Below are 24,546 nucleotides of genomic sequence, written 5' to 3' on the forward strand. Positions count from 1 at the left end.
GTTAAGCCTCCTTGCCGTGTACTACTGGTGCTATTGATGCCAGCTCGGTTACGGGGTGCGTCTGTTGTTGAGCTAGGTGTGGAGTTGGATTTTGACCTAGCTTTTTGTAAGAGACTGGCTTTGCTCGTGCGTTAGTATTGTCAATGGTCTGACCGGTTTCTTCACGCACTTGATCTAAATAAGGCTTGTAACCTTGCTCACCTAACCAAAACTGAATCATGTTACTGACACCGCGGCTGGTCAGAGTTGCACCACTAATCCCATCGACCCAGTTTTCTTTTGAACCTGAAGTAGATACACCCGTGGCAACCTCGCCACTCTCATCATAAGAATGGATACCCGTCCACATCGCACGCCATTTAGGCTCTTCTATACGAGCCCCTAAGCCTGGGGTTTCTTTATGCTCATAAAAACTAATACCTTTGATGGTATTCATATCGCCTTCAAGAGTCAAGAAACCATAGATAGTACCCCACAGGCCGTAGCCTTGGATTGGCAGCACCACCATTTCAGGTTTACCGGCATCGTCATTTTTTACATAGACTTTAGCGTATTTAGGCTTGCGACCGATACTGGCAGGATCGTTACTGCCTAAGTCGTCGCTCAGAGCCTGATTCTTAGTTGCTTGACTGATGTCATAAGTATTACGATCGGCAATACCAACAGCCTTTAAGGCCTCATCATCTAAGTAATTGCCTTTGTTTAAGTTAACAATTTTGATATCGAAGTCTTTAAAACGCTCAGCGACATCTTCATTGGTATCAGAAGCCGAGTCAAACATACCAGCAGCGACCAAGATATTCTTATTGCGATCCAATCGAGCATTCTCGACTTGCGACGGTTTTAGACCGACGGCTGCTGCTGAAACCAATACTGAACACACCAAGCATAGCGTTAACGCCACGCTGATAGTTTTCTTGTTATTACTTTTGGGCTTCGACATAACGAACCCTCCGTGCAGTTTGGCGTTTGATATTTGCTTGGGTCACAAAGTAGTCAAACAGTGGGGCAAATAAGTTGGCAAAAAGAATAGCGAGCATGATGCCTTCTGGAAATGCTGGGTTGATTACCCGAATCAATACGGTCATAAAGCCAATCAAAATACCATAGGCCCAGCGGCCTTTATTGGTATGTGCGGCTGACACAGGGTCGGTTGCCATAAATACAGCACCGAAGGCAAAACCACCAATGACTAAGTGCCAGTAGAAGGGCATATTCATCATTGAATTGGTTTCAGAGCCAATCATATTAAAGACAGAGGACGTGATAATAAGACCAATCACGCAGCCTGATATGATTCGCCATGAGGCAATACGCATTGACAGTAGAACGACAGCGCCAAGTAGAATGGCCAGCGTTGATACTTCACCAATACTTCCTTGGATATTGCCTAAAAAAGCATCGCCCCAAGTGATGGCGTTACCATACACATTTATGAATTTTTCTGGAGTGACCCCAATCGCTGCTAGGCCAAGAGGTGTGGCCCCTGAAAAGCCGTCGACTGCGGTCCATACTGAATCGCCTGACATATAAGCTGGATAGGCGAAATATAAGAATGCACGACCCGATAGCGCAGGGTTGAGGAAGTTCTTGCCTGTACCGCCGAATACTTCTTTAGCAACGACTACCCCGAAGATAATACCTAAGGCGACTTGCCATAATGGAATATCTGGTGGCATGATCAGCGCATAGAGTACTGAAGTGACAAAGAAACCTTCGTTTACCTCATGGCCACGAACCACAGCAAATATAATCTCACAAGTGATACCGACCACAAAGGTGACGATATAAATCGGTAAAAATTGCATCGCGCCATAGACAAAGCAGGCCCAGATATTTTCTGGGTTATAGCCTACCATGCTAGTAATAACAGTACGCCAGCTATCAGGTTGTAGCCCAAGTTGTTCCACTGCTGTCAGTGCTTGATGGCCAACGTTGTACATGCCCCAGAACATCGCTGGGAAGGTGCACATCCATACGGTAATCATAATACGCTTAAGGTCAATACCATCGCGTACGTGTGACGAAGTAAAAGTGGTTGAGCTTGGTTGACGCAAAAAAGTATCGAACATCTCAAAGATGGCATAATACTTTTCGTGCTTGCCACCCTTAGCGAAGGACGGCTCCATACGATCGAACATATTGTGGAAAAATTTCATCGTGGTTAGCCCTCCAGTTCAATGCGCGTTAAGTTATCACGCAAAATATCACTGTATTCATACTTACCAGGAGAAACGAAAGTGCATAGTGCTAAATCTTCTTCATCCAATTCAAGGACCCCTAAATCAACTGCAGTGATCATATCTTCGATGATCAGTGCGCGTAGTAATTGCGTAGGCAGATAGTCTTGCGGCATAATATTTTCATAAACCCCAATCGGCACCATCGCGCGCGGCGAGCCATTAGTTGTGGTGGTAAAAGCATATTTTTTCTTACGAAAGAAATGTGAGATATAAATTGGTAATTGAGAAAAACGGTTTTTGCCTGCGCGTAAGAAATGGAATGCAGGACGCTCATGACCTTCAGTTAATACGCTGATTTGGTCATGAAAGCGGCCAAGATATGAGATATTGGGAAACAGTTTACGACCAGAGAGCACAGAGCCTGAGATAATACGGTTGTCGCCATTGACCAGCTGACCCTTGGTCAAAGCGGTAACATCAGCACCGCGTTCGGTGGCGATAAGGTGCGGGTCTTTGACTGCAGGTCCCGCTAAGCTTAGCAGACGACGAGTATATAAACGACCGGTGGTAAATAGCTTGCCGATAGCAATCACGTCTTGATAACCAATTGTCCAGACGCTTACACCGCGAGCAATAGGATGCAAAAAGTGAATATGCGTGCCAGCAAGACCGGCTGGATGCTTACCAGAAAAGCTATGATACTCAGTAGCATTATTAGCAGCCGTTTTTGGCGCTGGCGTCAGCTGAGCATCGCCATGATGGCAGACAAAGGTTTTTGGGCTGAGGGTCGATAACACAGACAGTCCATCATTGAACGCTTGAAACTGTTCAGTAATCAGCAGCATAGGGTCAAATGCTAATGGATTCGTATCTATAGCAGTGACAAAAATGGCGTGCGGACGGGCGCCGATATCAGGGGAGCGGCTAAAAGGACGCGTGCGAAACGCCGTCCACTCGCCAGAGGCAAGTAGTTGGGTTTCAACGATTTTAGAATCTAAGTCAGCAAGCTGCCGGGAGTCATAGCTCTGAAATTCTATTTCTTCACCGTTGGGGTCAACCTGAATCACAAGACTTTCAAACACCCGACGTTCGCCGCGGTTGAGAGCGACGACCTTGCCAGCAGCAGGAGCCGTATAAATAACTCCGGCTCGTTTTTTATCTTCAAAAACGGGCTGACCCTTTGCTACGATGTCACCTTCTTTGACGTTCATAGTAGGCTTCATGCCTACATAATCGTAAGCAACCAGTGCCACACGTGCAGGTCTGTGCTCAGATATCTCGCGTGAGGGTTCACCAGTGATGGGCAAATCCAAACCTTTCTTGATGGTAATCATAAGCGAAAACTTAGTCCATAGTCTGAAACGATACCAGACGTCCTGTTTGGCACATCGGCAGTATAGATATTGGCATTATAAGAACCTTTAACCAGCCATTCCTTATAACAGGGAACTGGTAAAGACCTTTAAAAATAACGCTTATCATAACTGCAAGTAAGAGTATTAACGCTGACCTTAGACTCCTTAACAACACGTTAATGTCTTATTCGAATGACCAAAGTGGCGACTGGCTACCAAGGTGTATATTAAATCTATCAAACTTAAGAGAACCCTTGAAGCTAGTCGCTAAAAGTGATTGCTATTAAGTAATAGACAGTTTTATATACGTTTGTTAAAATTTTAAAACTTGTAAGACCAAGGTTTATCATTCAATGACAAACTGGTCAAAAGATAACCTAGTGAAGTGACTGACGCAAACCTTGCTAACCAATCTGTTAATTATCTAGGGGTGGACGACTTGGTGATACCTTATGAAAAGGTATCTAACCTGCATTTAATAACCTATGATAGCGTTTTAAACGTTGCATATTGAAATCGTTAATTGGGCCATTTACTAAAGTGACTGTCAATATCGCCAATATTACGTAACATCATGACTGACTGTGCCTCATTTTATTGCGTTATTCTGGCTGCGCACAAAGTAGTACGCGTCACTAAAGTATCTATTGCTCGATGTAAAACATTTATATTATGAGTAGATACCAAGGAGTAGATGCCAGGCTTTTTTTAAACAGAAACAAATGTAAATTTGCCTAGGATTATACGCTAAATTAACCTAAAATTGCCAGTTAGTAATTGAATATTGCTTAATATTAGCGCTGATTGTCGATGTCAAAACTTACAGTCATGAGTATCTTATTTTACAATCGTCAGTATTTTATTCTAGGTAATATTTAAATCTATTATTTATCTACTTTTATTCTCTAAATCATTTTTTGAGTGGTGTTTTTCAATTATTGTTTTATTTTTGATGTTATTTTTGATGTTATTTTTGATGTCACGTTTTATAAGGAGCGCTATATGTGTGCTGTGCCTGTAATTATTCCTGCTATTGATCTAAAAGATGGTAAATGTGTCCGCTTAAAACAAGGTCGTATGGAAGACGACACGGTGTTTTCTGATGACCCAGTAGCCATAGCGGCGCGTTGGGTAAAAGAAGGGGCAAGGCGCTTACACTTGGTCGATTTAAATGGCGCTTTTGATGGCGTACCAGTACATAAGCGCGTGGTTCATGATATTGCTAAAGCCTTTCCTAAATTACCCATTCAGCTTGGCGGTGGCGTTCGTAACTTGCATACTATTGAGCAGTATATCACTGCTGGTCTGACTTATATTATCATCGGCACCAAGGCGGTCGAGGATCCTGAGTTTGTTGCTGAAGCTTGCCGCGAATTCGCTGGGCATATTATTGTTGGCATTGATGCCAAAGATGGCATGGTTGCTACTCACGGCTGGGCGAATGTTACCGATACTAAAGCGACAGAGTTAGCCAAGCGCTTTGCCGATGTGGGTGTATCTTCAATTGTCTATACTGACATCGCTCGTGATGGCATGATGCAAGGTGTTAATGTTGAGCAAACGGTCAATTTGGCACGTGAAGGTGGTTTACCGGTTATTGCTTCTGGTGGTGTAACTGATATGCAAGATATTAAATTACTTAAGCCTTATGGCGACTGTATCGAAGGTATCATCACTGGTCGTGCTATCTATGAAGGCACACTAGACTTGGGCGAGGCGCAGACCTACTTGGACAGTAAAAAGCCTTAAACAATCTATCGGTAACATTCTCTACGTTTATAGTATGAATAGATCACCATAAAGGACACTTATGGCCGCTTATCTTGATTGCTACTCTATACGCAGAAGTCTGCTAGTATGGGGTCAGCTGTTGCTATTAAGCATCACGTGCATTTTACCTGTCTATGCTGCTGATGACAACGAGGCAGTCGAAACTAGGGTCTCAGATATTAGCAGTCTTGAAGCAATGGCTGAGTCCATCACGCCGCCTAACACTGCTAACAGTTCTGCTGAAAATACCACTGCTGACTATTCTAATAGCAACTCTGCTACTAACAGTGTTTCAGACAGCAGTGCGTTACCAGCAACCCCTGCGCCAATTGCGCCGCCACCTAGTATCGGTGGTGAGAGCACCAATAATGCCCGAATTGAAACCACACCTAAACTGCTAAAAGACAATGATATTCGTCAACGTATCAGTGGTATTTTTTCTGAAATTGAAGGTCTGCAAGCTGTTAATGTTAGCGTCACTCAAGGTGTTGTTACTTTAACGGGTGAAACCCCTAACGAAAAAAAAGCCCAGCAGGCTATTAATTTAACTAACCGTCTAACTGATGTGGTGACGGTAGAAGATAAAATCAACCGCACTCTAGACGTGCAAGACAACGTCACGACCGTATATCAAGGCCTCAAAAATCAAAGTAAAACCTTGATTAAAGCGTTGCCATTGCTAGTGGTGGGCATTGTGATTTTTGGTATCATCACTTGGTTTGGTACCTGGCTATCCAATTGGCAAAAGATGTGGCAACGCCTGACGCCTAATCCATTCGTTGCTGAGCTGTTATCGCAAACCGTCAAGGTTATTTTTATTATCTTTGGTTTGATATTAGCCTTAAGCCTAGTGGGGGCAGAGACCATACTAGGAACGCTGCTCGGTGGTGCAGGGGTGATTGGTATAGCCGTCGGTTTTGCGGTAAAAGACACGATTGAAAACTACATTGCGTCATTGATGTTGAGTATTCGTCAGCCATTTCGTGCTCGTGACCAAATAGTCATTAATGGTAAAGAAGGAATCGTGGTGCGCCTTACTTCGCGGGCGACCATCTTGATGACTCTAGATGGTAATCAGCTACGTATTCCTAACGCTGAAGTTTTTAAAAGTACCATCCTAAACTATACTAAAAACCCTGAACGCCGTTTTACCTTTGAGCTGGGCGTTGATGCTAACGATGATCCGCTTGCCGCCATTAAGGTTGGGATTGATGCTATATGTACCTTAGACTTTGTATTGGTTAAGCCTAAAGCCATTGCCATTATTACCGAGGTTGGTGATTCTAATATTCTTCTTGAGTTTCAAGTATGGGTCAACCAATCAGCAACCGACTTTTTAAAAGCCCGTAGTATTGCTATCCGCGAAACTAAGCATGCTCTAGAGAATGAAGGTTTTAGCTTACCTGAACCCATTTATCGGCTACGTTTTAATCATAAATTAGAAGAAGCACTTGAGCACATGCAAAATGCTAACAATAGGGGTAAGGCTGACCCTGAAATTACCGTCACGTCTGCACAGACAGATGATATACCTGGTAATGAGAACACAGTTGATGATAGAGATAAAAAACAGGCTAAAGCACGTGCTAAATATATCTTGCAAGGACATGATGCTGATGATGTGCTCAGCGCTCGTCCTGATAAGAAACTGATGGAAAAAGTAGAACAAGAAATTGCTGAAAGTTCTGATGAGACTGATTTATTAGATAAAAATAGCCCACAAGAATAGCCGTCTTATGGAATGAAAATAGTTTTTTTATATAAGTAGGCACGAAAAATGTAGCATAGAGCTTGGTATCCAAGCGTAATCTTGGAAGTGATAGTCTCAAATATTAGAGAGAATCAACTATTATGGAGAGTTACCTATAGTCAATGAAAAGTAATATCGATACATAACCTACTGCTGGTATAAGTTTTTCTTGCTTGCTGTGCCTACGCAGACAGAGGCTGCAAAAAGCTTATACCAGCAGTACCCTAGCGTTTTTAAGGTATTTTAACTATATTACAGAGAGTTACCTATTAGAGAATACCCCTTGTTAAAGAGAAGGCAAACAGGTAACTTTGAGAGTCTATGAACGATGAAGTCTCGCGTTGTTTACAATATGATTGTGCAGACTATTATAAAGTTAAAGGCATAAAAAAGGCTAACGATAACGTTAGCCTTTTTTATAAGTATCTATTATGCAAATGGTATTAGTCTTTTTTGCTATTACCGTTGCTATTACTACGACGCCGTTTTTTCTTAGCTGGGCTCGCTTCGGTTTGGTTCATCTGGCTCGCTTGTAGCTTAGCTTTCAAATCAAAGTCGATCTGTAGCAAGTCCATATTGACTCCAGCAACTTTTACTCGTACCGCATCACCAAGCCCAAACAATGTGCCTTTGTCTTTACCAATAAGCTGTTGCTGCTTTTCGTCATAAACAAAGAAATCATCACCAACGTTAGAAATATGCACTAGACCATCAATATATAAGTCTTTTAGGGTCACGAACAGCCCAAAGTTAGTCACAGAAGTAACCACACCATCGAACTCTTCGCCGACGTGATCTTTCATGTAATGACACTTGAGCCAAGACTCTACAAAACGAGAGGCTTTTTCAGCGCGGCGCTCTGTGTCTGACGTTTGCGTTCCAGCGCCTTCAAGAGAGAACTCCATCTCTGGCTGTTTGCTGTTAGTGACCTTGGCTTTGAGTGCACGGTGTAACATCAAGTCAGGATAACGGCGAATCGGCGAGGTAAAGTGACTGTACTCGTCATAGGCTAGGCCAAAGTGACCGATGTTGTCAGGCGCGTAATTAGCCTGCATCATTGAGCGTAGCAGCATACTATGCACGCTAATCGCATCAGGACGGTCTTTAGTTGCTTCAATAATACGCTGATAATCTGCTTGCGTTGGGTTTTCTTCTGGGAAGCTTAAGCCAAAGTTTTTTGCATATTCATGAATACGCATCGACTTTTCGCCATCAGGTTTATCATGGTTACGATACAACACGGGCAGTTCATTTTTTAGCGCAAAATTGGCCGCACAGGTATTGGCGAGTAGCATACACTCTTCGATAAGTTTATGCGCATCGCCACGAGTACGCGGTAAGATGGCCGCAATACCACCTTTTTCGTTGAATTGGATATAAGTCTCAACGGTCTCAAACTCCATCGCATGACGCTCTTCACGCTTTTTGAGGAGTAGGTCATATAGTTGATGCAAAGTATCGACAGACTTCTTAACCGCTTTATTTTCTGTTAACGACTTAGGAATACTGTCATCTTCTGGATCAGCAAAATAAGTATTCACTTGATCATAGGTCAGACGCGCTTGTGAATGCATAACCCCTGGATAGAATTCATAACCGGTGACCTTGCCTGCACGCGATACTTTGATATCTGCCACCATACATAGACGGTCAACCTCTGGGTTCAGTGAACACAGACCGTTCGACAGCACTTCAGGTAACATTGGAATCACGCGATGCGGGAAGTATACTGACGTACCACGTTCATAAGCATCTAGATCAAGTGGCGAGTTCGGTGTGACATAATAGCTAACATCTGCAATAGCAACCAATACGCGATAGTTGCCACCACTGCGCTTTTCGGCGAATACCGCATCATCAAAGTCACGTGCATCCGCACCATCGATAGTAACTAGCGGTAACTCACGTAAATCGGTACGACCTTTTAAGTCTTTTTTGCTAGGCTCGCGATAGTCACTGGCTTGTTTAAGTGCGGCTGCGCTAAACTCAGAAGGAATATCGTAGTTGAGTAAAGTAGTCTCAATGATAAGCTCACGATCGTTTTCATCAGAGAGCACTTCAGTGATTTTACCAGTGGCAAATTCGTGTTGATTTGGCCAGTCAATCACATCTACTTTAACAGGAGAGCCTTGCTTAGCACCAAGGGCTTGTACATTGTCCTCAGTAACCGTAATCGGCTGATGATTGTTCGGACTACTAAGCTCGACACAATAACCGTCTTCGTCTTTAGCAAGCGTGCCAATAAAATGGTTCTGATGGCGCTCAGTGACATCGACAATACGCCCTTCAGTACGTCCACGGTTGTCGGTAGACGTGCCAATAGCATCGACTTTATCGCCATTAAATACCCAGCGCATTTGTTTCTCATGCAAGAATAAATCAGGCATATCACTTAACAATACAAAGCCAAAACCTTTAGGGTGAGCGGACACGGTACCGTTAACGATATCGTGCTGGGTCACTGTGCGATAGCGATAAGGACGCCCATCGCGGTTGATCTGACCGTCACGGACCATGGCTTTAAGGCGATTGCCTAAAGCATCAAATTGATCAGGGTCATCGATGTTAAAAGCTTTTGCTAGCTGCTGATGCGTGAGTTCACCTTGCTCGGTAATCGTGCTCAATATCAGCGCACGACTAGGGATAGGATTGTCATATTTTTGGGCTTCAGCCGAGGCGTTTGGATCATTCCAACTCATAAAGTACCGTATCTGTTTTTTAAAATTATTAATGGGGACTATCTTAACACGAACAACGTGGCTTGACACCAATGCCGCAGCAATATCTTGCATCAATGGACTTATAGGTATCCGCTAGCATCTGGCACTATTGTTCAATCAGTCACTGCTGTTAAGGTACTCTAAATATCAACATTACTAGAATCAGAGTTATCTGTTATCTTCTTACTGTCCAATTCTTTTGACACTTCAAGCACGGTAGTCTGATTCGATTTGTCTAAATATTTTTGCGCTTTATCTACTTCTGTGGTTAAGGTATTAACCGTTTGTTTCATGTTCTCTAGTGCTTCAACTTTATAATTACTAATCATATCCATAGTGTCATAGACATTATTAAAGGCGTTTTGTAATTTATCAAGCTCGATAGTACTACTGGTTGCTTGCTCATGAATCTCACCTGACTGGCGCTTAAGCATGGCAGAGGTAGACTCAATCAAACTACTGGTGGTTTTATTTAACGCTGTAATTTGGTCAAGCACTAGCTTTTGGTTGGTCATTGCTTGAGCAACGATTACCGCAGTACGTAATGCTGAGACCGTAGTAGTAGTGGCACGATCTACTCCCTTGATCAGCTCTAAGTTATTTTTGCGAATGGTATCAAGTGCTAAATAACCCTGTACATTCACTGCCAACTGAGTCAAGAAATCAGTGTTTTTTTGGCGTACATAGAACAGCATTTCTTCTTTAATAATACGCGCTTTTTCCGGATCAGTGGCTTCAATCGCATAGATTTTTTGCTCTAATTGCTCATCTATTTTCTTGCCAACATAAACGTATTGACGAATAGACTGCATCAAGTCCCACATGTTTATTTTTTCTTGCTCAATCATTGCATTGTCTTTGAGCAGCTCATCTTTACCATTATATAGACTGGTTACTACTGCATTGATATGTGATTGTGCTGATTCGTATTGGCGGAAATAATCTTGTACTTTATTGCCAAAAGGAATTAAACCAAACAGTTTGCGTGAGCTAGTCAGCTCTTTTTTACTGGGGTCCAAATCTTCGACAATGCCACGCAGCTCTGTTAACGACTTAGCAATGGGTGAGTTATCGAATAAGCTGTCATTCAGGCTTTTTGCAGGTAGCTCTAGCATCCGGTTAGAAACTTGTGCAGATTCACGAATTTCTTTATTACCTAAGTTATGAATAGATTCGACGTTCTGTTTAAATTCAGGGCTGTGTACAGAGTTACTAATCACATGATCGACGAAAGCATCGACTTTGGCATCAAGCTCTGGAATTTGGCTTTCATCCAACGTGACCATCTGATCCGCCTCACTCTTTTGTACTTCTTTAACTGCTGAAGGGGGTGTTAATGAAATGCCTGGGACATTAGCGTTATTTGGTGGGGTCAACTCTTGCATAAAGTTTCCTATAATTAACGATGGTCAGGGAAAATATGTTTTTAGGTAGCGGCCTTAACCTTATCCAGTGATAACCTTATATGGTGACCTTAACTATAGTTATATATAGCTTAGGTACACTACAGCTGTTTTATTTTAATTATTATAGTTAATACATCGTAACCAAGCGTTAAGATTACCGCGTTCTTAAGTGCGAATGAAGATTGGTTTTGTAAAGTAGTGCCAGACCAAAGCTATTTAGTGGTAAAAAGTGATCAAAAATCCTAAGTACATGCCAAATAGCAAAAAACCATCAATATCCCGCAGCATATTGATGGCTAAAAAATATAAACACGTTATTCCGGCATCTAAAGCTGAGCATCTTCCTATTTTTTCTTCGTAGGCCCTAACAGCATACCCATTTGTCGACCTTCCATTTTTGGGTATTGTTCGACGTTTGAGATATCAGCAGTATCTTCGATAATACGATCGAGTTGTTTACGACCGATATCTTGGTGTGCCATCTCGCGACCACGGAAACGGATGCTGATTTTAACCTTGTCTTGGTCTTCTAAGAAACTAACGATCTTCTTCAGTTTAACCTGATAATCGGCTTCTTCAGTACTAGGACGTAGTTTCATCTCTTTGAGCTGAGTCTGCTTTTGGTTCTTTTTAGCTTCTTTAGCCTTTTGCTTTTGATCATAGAGAAAATGTTTATAATCCATGATTTTACATACTGGTGGCTTGGCATCAGGGACTAGCTCAACTAAATCTAGATTGTCCTCACGTGCTGTTTTCATCGCGGTATCGATATCGACCACACCCATTTGCTCGCCGTCTTCTTTAACTAGACGGACTTCTTTAACGTTAATATCTTCGTTGATGTTCAAACGGTTTGACTGTTTAATAGGTATTACTCCTGATCTGTTTTTGGATTCTGTCGGCCTTTTTCGGCGACAGCTGTCTGCACTAATGTAATAAATTCAGCGGCACTCATCACGCCTAGGTTTTCACCTTCGCGGGTTCGGACGTTGACGGTGCCTGATTCAACTTCTTTATCCCCTAATACTAGCATATAGGGAATACGTTCTAGTGTTTTCTCTCGTATCTTAAATCCAATTTTTTCGTTACGCAAGTCACTAATGGCGCGTAGACCTGCATTTTTCAACTCTTTAACCACATTTTCGCAGCTTTCAGCTTGTTTATCAGTGATATTCATCACCACTACTTGTTGCGGTGCCAACCAAACTGGCATCCAACCCGCGTAATGTTCGATAAGCATACCAATAAAGCGCTCAAATGAACCTAAGATGGCGCGGTGCAACATAATCGGTACTTCACGCTCGCCATGTTCGTTAACAAACTCGGCATCAAGGCGCTCAGGCATATTAGGATCGACCTGAATAGTACCGCATTGCCAGACACGACCTAAACAGTCTTTAAGACTAAATTCAATTTTAGGACCATAAAACGCGCCTTCGCCAGGTAAATATTCCCAGTCCAGACCTGAATTATCAAGGGCCTCAGCCAACGCTTTTTCGGCAAAGTCCCACGCTTCTTCACTACCAACGCGCTTCTCTGGACGAGTAGACAGTTTCATAATGATGTCTTTAAAACCAAAATCATCATAGACATCCAGCGTCAGCTGAATAAAGTCCGCCACTTCCTGCTGAATTTGCGCTTGAGTACAAAAGATATGGGCATCATCTTGAGTAAAACCACGTACCCGCATCAAGCCATGCAATGAGCCTGACGGTTCGTTACGGTGACATGAGCCAAATTCAGCCATGCGGAGTGGTAGATCCCGATAAGATTTCAAACCTTGGTTAAATACCTGTACGTGACAAGGGCAGTTCATCGGTTTCACCGCATAATCACGGCTTTCACTAGAAGTGGTGAACATATTGGTCGCATAGTTACCCCAGTGACCAGAACGCTCCCACAAGCTACGATCAACAATTTGCGGCGTTTTAATTTCTTCATAGCCGTTATCATTTTGTACTTTACGCATATACTGCTCAAGTACTTGATAAATGGTCCAGCCGTTTGGATGCCAGAACACCATTCCTGGCGCCTGCTCTTGCATATGGAATAGGTTTAACGCTTTGCCGATTTTACGGTGATCACGCTTTTCGGCTTCTTCAATACGTTGGATATAAGCCTTTAGCTGTTTTTTATCTGCCCAAGCTGTGCCGTAAATACGTTGCAGCTGCTCATTTTTAGCATCGCCACGCCAATAAGCACCGCTCATTTTAGTTAATTTAAAGACTTTCAAAAAACGAGTGTTAGGAACGTGCGGGCCACGGCACATATCAACGTATTCTTGATGATGATATAAGCCAAAAGCATCTTCGCCTGGCATATCATTAATAAGTTTGAGCTTATAATCTTCGCCGCGTGATTTGAATATCTCAATCACTTCATCGCGTGGGGTCATTTTCTTAATAACATCATAGTCCTGCTTAATCAGTTCCATCATGCGTTTTTCAATTTTTTCCATGTGCTCAGGTGTAAACGGTGTTTCACTAAAGATATCATAGTAAAAACCATCATCAATCACTGGCCCGATGACCATTTTTACATCAGGACACAGCTGCTTGACTGCATGACCGAGTAAATGCGCGCAGGAGTGACGAATAATATCGACCCCATCATCATCTTTTGCAGTAACGATTTCGACCTTAGCATCGGCAATGATAGGATCATAAGCATCAACTAGCTGACCGTCTACACGCCCAGCAACCGTCGCCTTAGCAAGACCTGTCCCAATACTTTGCGCCACTTCCATAACAGAGGTGTTGCCTTCAAAGTTTTTCACGCTACCATCGGGTAAAGTAATTGCTACCATAATCTGTTCACCTGTTTTGAGTCTGTTGGCAGTGATGATTGCAACCATCAATCATATGACCGTAAGACCACATAAGTTATAACCACTCATTGCGGCATGTTGTGACTTAATAGCATGCATTAAGGTTGCTTAACTAATATCGTTAATCACTTGTCTCAACTATGAACCATTATCATAGTATCAGACACGACAGTTTGCCCTTTAAATACAGTTAAATGACAGCGTCGGTAAGTCATGCTATAAAAGCAGACATTATAGCAAATACTGTCTACAAACACTAGATAGTAAGGGGAGACCTTATCCAAAGTGGAGAACTGGGACAGGAGAAGGCGAGAGTTAATGTTGATAAGACATTAATTATATAATAAGTGAGTTAAATAACGCTTGAGTTAACCGTGCCATTATATTCCGCTACCTAATAGAGGCCTGTAGAGGCCTGTAGAGGCCTGTGTGGTGAGTAGTAGTCGTATAGGCGAAAAAATAATACTATGTCTTTTATATTAGCCAGATTTTGTATATTATGTATAGATAGATAGATAGATAGATAGATAGATAGATAGATAGATAGATAGATAGTTGGACGAATTAATGAAAAACTATGGTGTGGAGTATAATCATAAGCAAGCTGTTAGATTGACTAAAGCTAGCAAATAATTTAATATTATCATCTCTATATACAAGTGTGTGTAAGCTTTATAAGTAACCTTATGCAGGGTCATTATATAAGGTCATTAGCAACTAAATACAAATAGTTTAAAATAACTTCTTGACACCGTATTAAAAGCGTCTATAATACGCCCCTCAGCAAAGGAAGCTAGCAAGTTTAAGGGTAATTCATTACTTAATGACTACCAAGCTAACCTACTGAAACGAATTAAAACAAAGGCTTGACAGGTTATTTCAACATGATATACTAGTCAGATCGCTAAACGAGATAAGCTAAATAGCTTACCTTAATTAGAGAAAACATTATTTACTGGACGACAGTGAATAACACTATTTAAAAGCATAACTAAAGAACAACTTGTGTGGATTTTTGCTGATTCAGAATGCTAAAAAATAAAGTTGACTGTCTTCTCTTTTCGGGAAGTCTATTAACTATAAAAATTATCATTTAAGACAGCAAGAAAACTCAAAGTTAATTCATTTAAATGAAAACATACGAAGAGCGTAATTGCCAGATTAGATGAGCCAAGTTTAGTAACCTCTTTAAAGGGTTACATAGCAAGATTAAACTGAAGAGTTTGATCATGGCTCAGATTGAACGCTGGCGGCAGGCTTAACACATGCAAGTCGAGCGGAAACGATGGTAGCTTGCTACCAGGCGTCGAGCGGCGGACGGGTGAGTAATACTTAGGAATCTACCTAGTAGTGGGGGATAGCTCGGGGAAACTCGAATTAATACCGCATACGACCTACGGGAGAAAGGGGGCAGTTTACTGCTCTCGCTATTAGATGAGCCTAAGTCGGATTAGCTAGATGGTGGGGTAAAGGCCTACCATGGCGACGATCTGTAGCTGGTCTGAGAGGATGATCAGCCACACCGGGACTGAGACACGGCCCGGACTCCTACGGGAGGCAGCAGTGGGGAATATTGGACAATGGGCGAAAGCCTGATCCAGCCATGCCGCGTGTGTGAAGAAGGCCTTTTGGTTGTAAAGCACTTTAAGCAGTGAAGAAGACTCCATGGTTAATACCCATGGACGATGACATTAGCTGCAGAATAAGCACCGGCTAACTCTGTGCCAGCAGCCGCGGTAATACAGAGGGTGCAAGCGTTAATCGGAATTACTGGGCGTAAAGCGAGCGTAGGTGGCTTGATAAGTCAGATGTGAAATCCCCGGGCTTAACCTGGGAACTGCATCTGAAACTGTTAGGCTAGAGTAGGTGAGAGGAAGGTAGAATTCCAGGTGTAGCGGTGAAATGCGTAGAGATCTGGAGGAATACCGATGGCGAAGGCAGCCTTCTGGCATCATACTGACACTGAGGCTCGAAAGCGTGGGTAGCAAACAGGATTAGATACCCTGGTAGTCCACGCCGTAAACGATGTCTACTAGTCGTTGGGTCCCTTGAGGACTTAGTGACGCAGCTAACGCAATAAGTAGACCGCCTGGGGAGTACGGCCGCAAGGTTAAAACTCAAATGAATTGACGGGGGCCCGCACAAGCGGTGGAGCATGTGGTTTAATTCGATGCAACGCGAAGAACCTTACCTGGTCTTGACATATCTAGAATCCTGCAGAGATGCGGGAGTGCCTTCGGGAATTAGAATACAGGTGCTGCATGGCTGTCGTCAGCTCGTGTCGTGAGATGTTGGGTTAAGTCCCGCAACGAGCGCAACCCTTGTCCTTAGTTACCAGCGGGTTAAGCCGGGAACTCTAAGGATACTGCCAGTGACAAACTGGAGGAAGGCGGGGACGACGTCAAGTCATCATGGCCCTTACGACCAGGGCTACACACGTGCTACAATGGTAGGTACAGAGGGCAGCTACACAGCGATGTGATGCGAATCTCAAAAAGCCTATCGTAGTCCAGATTGGAGTCTGCAACTCGACTCCATGAAGTAGGAATCGCTAGTAATCGCGGATCAGAATGCCGCGGTGAATACGTTCCCGGGCCTTGTACACACCGCCCGTCACACCATGGGAGTTGATTGCACCAGAAGTGGATAGCCTAACCTTAGGGATGGCGTTCACCACGGTGTGGTTGGCGACTGGGGTGAAGTCGTAACAAGGTAGCCGTAGGGGAACCTGCGGCTGGATCACCTCCTTATAGACGCATTCGGTCAGCAAGAATTCACAACAAGTTGTTCTTTAGTTTAAGCTTACGTTTATTGCATAAACGTATATGGGTCTGTAGCTCAGCTGGTTAGAGCACCGTGTTGATAACGCGGGGGTCAGTGGTTCAAGTCCACTTAGACCCACCATTTTATATGGGGCCATAGCTCAGCTGGTAGAGCGCCTGCCTTGCACGCAGGAGGTCAACGGTTCGACTCCGTTTGGCTCCACCATCATAAACACAGAGTAAGCTTAGAGTGCGAATAACATAGAAACAAGTGATTTAGATATAGCGAAATATATCTTAAGATTACTTCTTTCTGTTTTATACAGAACCTGTAATTCGACGAGAATACAGGAACTATTTAAAAACATAGATATGAGTCTGGGTTAGAACAACATGTTCACGTGTTGTTTCTAACCTGATAATCGATTCTCTTAACGACATCAGTTGTTATCCCAGAGGATTGATTATCAAATAATAAAGAGAACTGAATCAAGCGTATAAAATTAGGTGATATCGTTATCATAATTAGACTCATATAACACTTAGATAGTTGAAAGACTACTTGGGGTTGTATGGTCAAGTAATGAAGCGCACATGGTGGATGCCTTGGCAGTCAGAGGCGATGAAAGACGTGACAGCCTGCGATAAGCTTCGGGGAGGCGGCAATATCCTGTGATCCGGAGATTTCTGAATGGGGAAACCCACTTACCATAAGGTAGGTATCTCGTACTTGTACGAGAAGCGAACGAGGGGAAGTGAAACATCTCAGTACCCTTAGGAAAAGACATCAAATGAGATTCCCCAAGTAGCGGCGAGCGAACGGGGAGAAGCCGATTAATTCTAATGTAGAAGAACAGCGTGGGAAAGCTGACCGTAGTAGGTGATAGTCCTGTATTCGAAACATTAGAGTTAACATATTAAGTAGGGCGGGACACGAGAAATCCTGTTTGAAGATGGGGGGACCATCCTCCAAGGCTAAATACTCCTGACTGACCGATAGTGAACCAGTACCGTGAGGGAAAGGCGAAAAGAACCCCTGTGAGGGGAGTGAAATAGAACCTGAAACCGTGTGCGTACAAGCAGTGGGAGCCTCAATTTATTGGGGTGACCGCGTACCTTTTGTATAATGGGTCAGCGACTTATGTTCTGTAGCGAGGTTAACCATTTAGGGGAGCCGTAGGGAAACCGAGTCTTAATAGGGCGAATAGTTGCAGGGCATAGACCCGAAACCGAGTGATCTATCCATGAGCAGGTTGAAAGTGCCGTAACAGGCACCGGAGGACCGAACCCACTATCGTTGAAAAGCTAGGGGATGACTTGTGGATAGGGGTGAAAGGCTAATCAAACTCGGTGATAGCTGGTTCTCCCCGAAAGCTATTTAGGTAGCGCCTCGGACGAACACCATTGGGGGTAGAGCACTGTTTCGGCTAGGGGGTCATACCGACTTACCAAACCGATGCAAACTCCGAATACCGATGAGTGATATCCGGGAGACACACAGTGGGTGCTAACGTCCATTGTGGAGAGGGAAACAACCCAGACCGCCAGCTAAGGCCCCAAATTCCTAGTTAAGTGGGAAACGAGGTGGGAAGGCATAGACAGCTAGGAGGTTGGCTTAGAAGCAGCCATCCTTTAAAGAAAGCGTAATAGCTCACTAGTCGAGTCGGCCCGCGCGGAAGATGTAACGGGGCTCAAACTAGGAGCCGAAGCTGCGGATTTGAATTTGTTTTCAAGTGGTAGGGGAGCGTTGTGTAAGCCTGTGAAGGTGTGTCGTAAGGCATGCTGGAGGTATCACAAGAGCGAATGCTGACGTGAGTAACGATAATGCGAGTGAAAAGCTCGCACGCCGGAAGATCAAGGGTTCCAGTCCAACGTTAATCGGGGCTGGGTGAGTCGACCCCTAAGGCGAGGCCGAAAGGCGTAGTCGATGGGAAATCAGTTAATATTCTGATACTTGTTTATAATGCGATGGAGGGACGGAGAAGGTTATGCCAGCCTGGCGACGGTTGTCCAGGTGAAAGGATGTAGGTAGACAGTTTAGGCAAATCCGGACTGTTAATACCGAGATCTGATAGCAAGCTGTACTTGTACAGCGAAGTGGCAAATACCATGCTTCCAGGAAAAGCTTCTAAGCAATAGTTATAAACGAATCGTACCCTAAACCGACACAGGTGATCAGGTAGAGAATACCAAGGCGCTTGAGAGAACTCTGCTGAAGGAACTAGGCAAAATGGTACCGTAACTTCGGGAGAAGGTACGCTGCTGATGGTGAAGGACTTGCTCCGTAAGCTATTAGCAGTCGCAGATACCAGGCTGCTGCAACTGTTTATTAAAAACACAGCACTCTGCAAACACGAAAGTGGACGTATAGGGTGTGATGCCTGCCCGGTGCTGGAAGGTTAATTGATGGGGTTAGCGTAAGCGAAGCTCTTGATCGAAGCCCCAGTAAACGGCGGCCGTAACTATAACGGTCCTAAGGTAGCGAAATTCCTTGTCAGGTAAGTTCTGACCTGCACGAATGGCATAATGACGGCAGCGCTGTCTCCAGCAGAGACTCAGTGAAATCGAAATCGCAGTGAAGATGCTGTGTACCCGCGGCTAGACGGAAAGACCCCGTGAACCTTTACTACAGCTTTACATTGAACTTTGACCTGACTTGTGCAGGATAGGTGGGAGGCTTTGAAGCCGAGACGCTAGTCTTGGTGGAGCCAATCTTGAAATACCACCCTGGTCATGTCGGGGTTCTAACTCAGGTATAACAATACCGAGGACAATGTATGGTGGGTAGTTTGACTGGGGCGGTCTCCTCCTAAAGAGTAACGGAGGAGTACGAAGGTGCGCTCAGAACGGTCGGAAATCGTTCATAGAGTATAAAGGCAAAAGCGCGCTTAACTGCGAGACCCACAAGTCGAGCAGGTACGAAAGTAGGTCTTAGTGATCCGGTGGTTCTGTATGGAAGGGCCATCGCTCAACGGATAAAAGGTACTCTGGGGATAACAGGCTGATACCGCCCAAGAGTTCATATCGACGGCGGTGTTTGGCACCTCGATGTCGGCTCATCTCATCCTAGGGCTGAAGCAGGTCCTAAGGGTATGGCTGTTCGCCATTTAAAGAGGTACGCGAGCTGGGTTTAGAACGTCGTGAGACAGTTCGGTCCCTATCTACCGTGGGCGTTGGAAATTTGAGAGGATCTGCTCCTAGTACGAGAGGACCAGAGTGGACGAACCTCTGGTGTTCGGGTTGTCACGCCAGTGGCATTGCCCGGTAGCTACGTTCGGATGGGATAACCGCTGAAAGCATCTAAGCGGGAAGCCCACCTCAAGATAAGATTTCCCTAAAGAGCCGTTGAAGACTACGACGTTGATAGGCAGGGTGTGGAAGCACAGCGATGTGTGTAGCTAACCTGTACTAATTGCTCGTTTGGCTTGACCATACAACACCCAAGTGGTTTGTATGAGAGCTCTAATTAATCTATCTTGTATAGCTAAAATGCTATAGAATATAAATACATTTCGATATCACCTTAAACCTTGATTCAGTTAGGTTTATGTTGACAGGCTTTAAGCTAATACTTAAGTCAATAACAACAACAGACTCATATCTAACCCCCTTTGCTGACGACAATAGCATGATGGAACCACCTGATCCCTTACCGAACTCAGAAGTGAAACATCATCGCGCCAATGGTAGTGTGGATTCGTCCATGTGAGAGTAGGTCATCGTCAGCTCTCTATTCTAGTAAAGCCCCCAACGTTAATTCGTTGGGGGCTTTTCTTTGTCTGGGAATACCAACAACCCACTACTCTTTACTTATGAGCCTGCAGTCCGTCTAGCAGGACAGTGACCGCAGCGCGAGATTGTGTCGGTAGATAGGTGTCTTCGCTTGAACTATCAGTCCCTAGGTCAATATCTAGTATCGATGGGATAGAGAAGACTTTAGTTGGGGTCTAGCTCAGGGAGAGAAAAGTTTAATCCTGTAGTGGCCAACTATATTTAGATAATTTATAAGAGGTGTTTGCTGAAATAATGGTACTTCTTTCTACTGGAGTTTAAATAATCTTTGAAGGTATGTGATCTGATGCTTTGATAATAGCCCCAGACGTAATCATTGATAGCCTGCTTAGCTTCAAATATATCCTCATAGCCACCCTTCGGCATCCATTCCATTTCAAGTCTTCTAAAGAATCTTTCATTTAGTGGGTGCATTATCTCATAAGAGCGAGGATCTTGAGTGATCTCAGGTGCAAAGTGGAAGGCTGTGCCCGTAGTTATCGTCATGACGGCTCATACTGTGTGACACGTTGCTGCATCCATCAATATTATCAGCGAAGACGGTGTCGCTGTAATGCGTGCCCTGATTTGAATGAAACAACACGTCACTTGGGCTCAATCTTGTATGATATGTCACGTAAAGTGCTGTACCGACCAGGCTGCTCTCGGACGAGCCTGATACGGTAAAGCTAACAATACATCTAGCACATAAATCTAAAACGATGGCTATAAGCAACACCAGTCGCCTCTATTGCGGATATACGTCAGATCTCCTGTTCAGACTTGATTAGGCGCTGATTGCATAAATTTATGGTCTATTACATTGGCATGAGTTTTATGCGTTTTATTACGGTTTTTATAATTATGAGTCTTCGTCTGATAGCTCTCAAGTTCCATGTCCTCCACAAGCCTACCTGCTTTATAGCGGGTAATTTTGATGCCGTATTAATTCAGCAGTAGAGCTGAAACAGTTCGGGCATCTATTGAGCCGTTTGGTACGCTGAATGTCTGTCTGACTAAAATCTTAATCTACAAAGCTTCGACATCAATCGGCTCGTCCTTAGCACTACAATAATAGTCATTTCTGACCATGCCAGACAGGCGATACAGATGGTTTCTGCTTAACCGTTTATCATGCTCTGCAAGCTCAATAGTCAGGGATAGTCGTTTAGATTGTCTAACACCAGCAGGAGGAAATCTTTTTTTAAGATATAGTGCTTCATGGTCAGGCGCTAGATTTCTTTCGGCTTGTCAGTTAGGGTGCGATCTTGAGTAGGTGCGACTTGTTGACGTTCCTTAAGAATTATCTAATATTGAATGGTCAACCCCTGCGATTCAGCAACATCTACTACTTTACATCTGTGTTCTGTTATTATGTTAATGGCTCCGAGTTTGACTTCTCGGCCAAACTGTCAGTGTCTGTTGACCTGCTTCTGGGTTAGTATAATTTTTTATGCGTTATAATAAGGTGTCATCAGCAATGCGATACGCTTAGACAAACGATCTATCTGAAAATAAAGCCTTAACACTATGTACCAATAAGTTAAATTAACGGGTAAAAGCATATGGCCTATACTTAACAAAGATGCTGATGGCTTAATGCTTACTGAATACAGTAGTTAATAATAGAATAACTTTCCAAAACCGCTTGACCTGCACATAAAACTGCGTATAATGCCACCCAGTCGGAAGGGAAGAGCGGCTTTATGAAGTGGTTTACCACTTTAGAAAAAGTTAGTTAAATAACTTCTTGACACCGTATTAAAAGCGTCTATAATGCGCCCCTCAGCAAGGGAAGCTAGCAAGTTTAAGAGTAATTCATTACTTGACGACTACCGAGCTAACCTACTGAAACGAATTAGAACAAAGGCTTGACAGGTTATTTCAACATGATATACTAGTCAGCTCGCTAAACGAGATAAGCTAAATAGCTTACCTTAATTAGCGAAAACATTATTTACTGGACGACAGTGAATAACACTATTTAAAAGCATAACTAAAGAACAACTTGTGTGGATTTTTGCTGATTCAGAATGCTAAAAAATAAAGTTGACTGTCTTCTCTTTTCGGGAAGTCTATTAACTATAAAAATTATCATTTAAGACAGCAAGAAAACTCAAAGTTAATTCATTTAAATGAAAACATACGAAGAGCGTAATTGCCAGATTAGATGAGCCAAGTTTAGTAACCTCTTTAAAGGGTTACATAGCAAGATTAAACTGAAGAGTTTGATCATGGCTCAGATTGAACGCTGGCGGCAGGCTTAACACATGCAAGTCGAGCGGAAACGATGGTAGCTTGCTACCAGGCGTCGAGCGGCGGACGGGTGAGTAATACTTAGGAATCTACCTAGTAGTGGGGGATAGCTCGGGGAAACTCGAATTAATACCGCATACGACCTACGGGAGAAAGGGGGCAGTTTACTGCTCTCGCTATTAGATGAGCCTAAGTCGGATTAGCTAGATGGTGGGGTAAAGGCCTACCATGGCGACGATCTGTAGCTGGTCTGAGAGGATGATCAGCCACACCGGGACTGAGACACGGCCCGGACTCCTACGGGAGGCAGCAGTGGGGAATATTGGACAATGGGCGAAAGCCTGATCCAGCCATGCCGCGTGTGTGAAGAAGGCCTTTTGGTTGTAAAGCACTTTAAGCAGTGAAGAAGACTCCATGGTTAATACCCATGGACGATGACATTAGCTGCAGAATAAGCACCGGCTAACTCTGTGCCAGCAGCCGCGGTAATACAGAGGGTGCAAGCGTTAATCGGAATTACTGGGCGTAAAGCGAGCGTAGGTGGCTTGATAAGTCAGATGTGAAATCCCCGGGCTTAACCTGGGAACTGCATCTGAAACTGTTAGGCTAGAGTAGGTGAGAGGAAGGTAGAATTCCAGGTGTAGCGGTGAAATGCGTAGAGATCTGGAGGAATACCGATGGCGAAGGCAGCCTTCTGGCATCATACTGACACTGAGGCTCGAAAGCGTGGGTAGCAAACAGGATTAGATACCCTGGTAGTCCACGCCGTAAACGATGTCTACTAGTCGTTGGGTCCCTTGAGGACTTAGTGACGCAGCTAACGCAATAAGTAGACCGCCTGGGGAGTACGGCCGCAAGGTTAAAACTCAAATGAATTGACGGGGGCCCGCACAAGCGGTGGAGCATGTGGTTTAATTCGATGCAACGCGAAGAACCTTACCTGGTCTTGACATATCTAGAATCCTGCAGAGATGCGGGAGTGCCTTCGGGAATTAGAATACAGGTGCTGCATGGCTGTCGTCAGCTCGTGTCGTGAGATGTTGGGTTAAGTCCCGCAACGAGCGCAACCCTTGTCCTTAGTTACCAGCGGGTTAAGCCGGGAACTCTAAGGATACTGCCAGTGACAAACTGGAGGAAGGCGGGGACGACGTCAAGTCATCATGGCCCTTACGACCAGGGCTACACACGTGCTACAATGGTAGGTACAGAGGGCAGCTACACAGCGATGTGATGCGAATCTCAAAAAGCCTATCGTAGTCCAGATTGGAGTCTGCAACTCGACTCCATGAAGTAGGAATCGCTAGTAATCGCGGATCAGAATGCCGCGGTGAATACGTTCCCGGGCCTTGTACACACCGCCCGTCACACCATGGGAGTTGATTGCACCAGAAGTGGATAGCCTAACCTTAGGGATGGCGTTCACCACGGTGTGGTTGGCGACTGGGGTGAAGTCGTAACAAGGTAGCCGTAGGGGAACCTGCGGCTGGATCACCTCCTTATAGACGCATTCGGTCAGCAAGAATTCACAACAAGTTGTTCTTTAGTTTAAGCTTACGTTTATTGCATAAACGTATATGGGTCTGTAGCTCAGCTGGTTAGAGCACCGTGTTGATAACGCGGGGGTCAGTGGTTCAAGTCCACTTAGACCCACCATTTTATATGGGGCCATAGCTCAGCTGGTAGAGCGCCTGCCTTGCACGCAGGAGGTCAACGGTTCGACTCCGTTTGGCTCCACCATCATAAACA

At 44.1% G+C, this 24,546-nt stretch carries 10 protein-coding genes, 4 tRNA genes and 4 rRNA genes; 10 read left to right on the top strand and 8 right to left on the bottom strand.

The genetic code is table 11. The annotated features are described in order from the left end of the window. Position 1: 1 nt before the first annotated feature. The 3 genes from H4W00_RS02710 to H4W00_RS02720 are packed head-to-tail and all read right to left on the bottom strand — an operon-like array spanning position 2 to position 3,517. Positions 2-943: a Na(+)-translocating NADH-quinone reductase subunit C gene (locus tag H4W00_RS02710; RefSeq protein WP_209956126.1), complete on the bottom strand. Its 942-nt coding sequence runs from the start codon at positions 941-943 to the stop codon at positions 2-4. Beyond that, complete coding sequence (locus H4W00_RS02715; protein ID WP_209956127.1) at positions 924-2,159, bottom strand: NADH:ubiquinone reductase (Na(+)-transporting) subunit B; 1,236 nt, start codon at positions 2,157-2,159, stop codon at positions 924-926. Before H4W00_RS02715 ends, H4W00_RS02710 begins: the two co-directional genes overlap by 20 nt. A 5-nt stretch (positions 2,160-2,164) precedes the next feature. After that, complete coding sequence (locus tag H4W00_RS02720) at positions 2,165-3,517, bottom strand: Na(+)-translocating NADH-quinone reductase subunit A (protein ID WP_209956128.1); 1,353 nt, start codon at positions 3,515-3,517, stop codon at positions 2,165-2,167. A gap of 1,023 nt (positions 3,518-4,540) precedes the next feature. Here H4W00_RS02720 and hisA point away from each other — a divergent pair. Together hisA and H4W00_RS02730 are read left to right on the top strand one after the other, a co-directional pair. Next, positions 4,541-5,287, top strand: coding sequence for a 1-(5-phosphoribosyl)-5-[(5-phosphoribosylamino)methylideneamino]imidazole-4-carboxamide isomerase (gene hisA, locus H4W00_RS02725; protein ID WP_209956129.1), 747 nt, complete (start codon positions 4,541-4,543; stop codon positions 5,285-5,287). 61 nt (positions 5,288-5,348) lie between these two features. Then, a complete protein-coding gene (locus tag H4W00_RS02730; protein WP_209956130.1) occupies positions 5,349-7,037 on the top strand; it encodes a mechanosensitive ion channel domain-containing protein in 1,689 nt (562 codons plus the stop codon). A gap of 464 nt (positions 7,038-7,501) precedes the next feature. On the opposite strand, the gene rnr is transcribed toward H4W00_RS02730, so the two are convergent. From rnr to thrS, 4 genes are all read right to left on the bottom strand, one after another. Continuing rightward, entirely contained in the window at positions 7,502-9,757 is a 2,256-nt protein-coding gene (gene rnr, locus H4W00_RS02735) for a ribonuclease R (protein WP_209956131.1), read from the bottom strand. A gap of 161 nt (positions 9,758-9,918) precedes the next feature. Next, entirely contained in the window at positions 9,919-11,163 is a 1,245-nt protein-coding gene (locus H4W00_RS02740) for a toxic anion resistance protein (protein ID WP_209956132.1), read from the bottom strand. A gap of 365 nt (positions 11,164-11,528) precedes the next feature. Further along, on the bottom strand, positions 11,529-12,032 hold the full coding sequence (infC, locus tag H4W00_RS02745; RefSeq protein WP_209956133.1) for a translation initiation factor IF-3: 504 nt from the start codon (positions 12,030-12,032) through the stop codon (positions 11,529-11,531). Positions 12,033-12,055: 23 nt separating this feature from the next. Beyond that, positions 12,056-13,990, bottom strand: coding sequence for a threonine--tRNA ligase (gene thrS, locus H4W00_RS02750; protein ID WP_209956134.1), 1,935 nt, complete (start codon positions 13,988-13,990; stop codon positions 12,056-12,058). Positions 13,991-15,222: 1,232 nt separating this feature from the next. Between thrS and H4W00_RS02755 the strand changes: the two genes are divergently transcribed. The 5 genes from H4W00_RS02755 (at position 15,223) to rrf (ending at position 20,501) form a co-directional block, all read left to right on the top strand. Then, positions 15,223-16,761 (top strand): 16S ribosomal RNA (locus H4W00_RS02755). 77 nt (positions 16,762-16,838) lie between these two features. Next, a tRNA-Ile gene (locus H4W00_RS02760) sits at positions 16,839-16,915 on the top strand. 8 nt (positions 16,916-16,923) lie between these two features. After that, positions 16,924-16,999 (top strand) — tRNA-Ala (locus H4W00_RS02765). Between the two features lie 348 nt (positions 17,000-17,347). Next, positions 17,348-20,206, top strand: a 23S ribosomal RNA gene (locus tag H4W00_RS02770). Between the two features lie 180 nt (positions 20,207-20,386). Next, positions 20,387-20,501 (top strand): 5S ribosomal RNA (gene rrf, locus H4W00_RS02775). The 16S, 23S and 5S rRNA genes sit together here with 2 tRNA genes alongside, the layout of an rRNA operon. Positions 20,502-20,775: 274 nt before the next feature. On the opposite strand, the gene H4W00_RS02780 is transcribed toward rrf, so the two are convergent. Further along, positions 20,776-21,051 carry a hypothetical protein gene (locus H4W00_RS02780; RefSeq protein WP_209956135.1) on the bottom strand — a complete coding sequence of 92 codons (276 nt, stop codon included), beginning with the start codon at positions 21,049-21,051 and terminating at the stop codon, positions 20,776-20,778. A gap of 1,709 nt (positions 21,052-22,760) precedes the next feature. Here H4W00_RS02780 and H4W00_RS02785 point away from each other — a divergent pair. The 3 genes from H4W00_RS02785 to H4W00_RS02795 all read left to right on the top strand — a co-directional run bounded on the left by H4W00_RS02785 (position 22,761) and on the right by H4W00_RS02795 (position 24,537). After that, a 16S ribosomal RNA gene (locus H4W00_RS02785) occupies positions 22,761-24,299 on the top strand. Between the two features lie 77 nt (positions 24,300-24,376). Then, positions 24,377-24,453, top strand: a tRNA-Ile gene (locus H4W00_RS02790). A gap of 8 nt (positions 24,454-24,461) precedes the next feature. Next, positions 24,462-24,537: transfer RNA gene (locus H4W00_RS02795), tRNA-Ala, on the top strand. Positions 24,538-24,546 lie beyond the last annotated feature (9 nt).

The sequence above is a fragment of the Psychrobacter sp. PL19 genome (genome assembly GCF_017875835.1).
In the GTDB taxonomy this organism is placed as follows: Bacteria; Pseudomonadota; Gammaproteobacteria; order Pseudomonadales; family Moraxellaceae; genus Psychrobacter.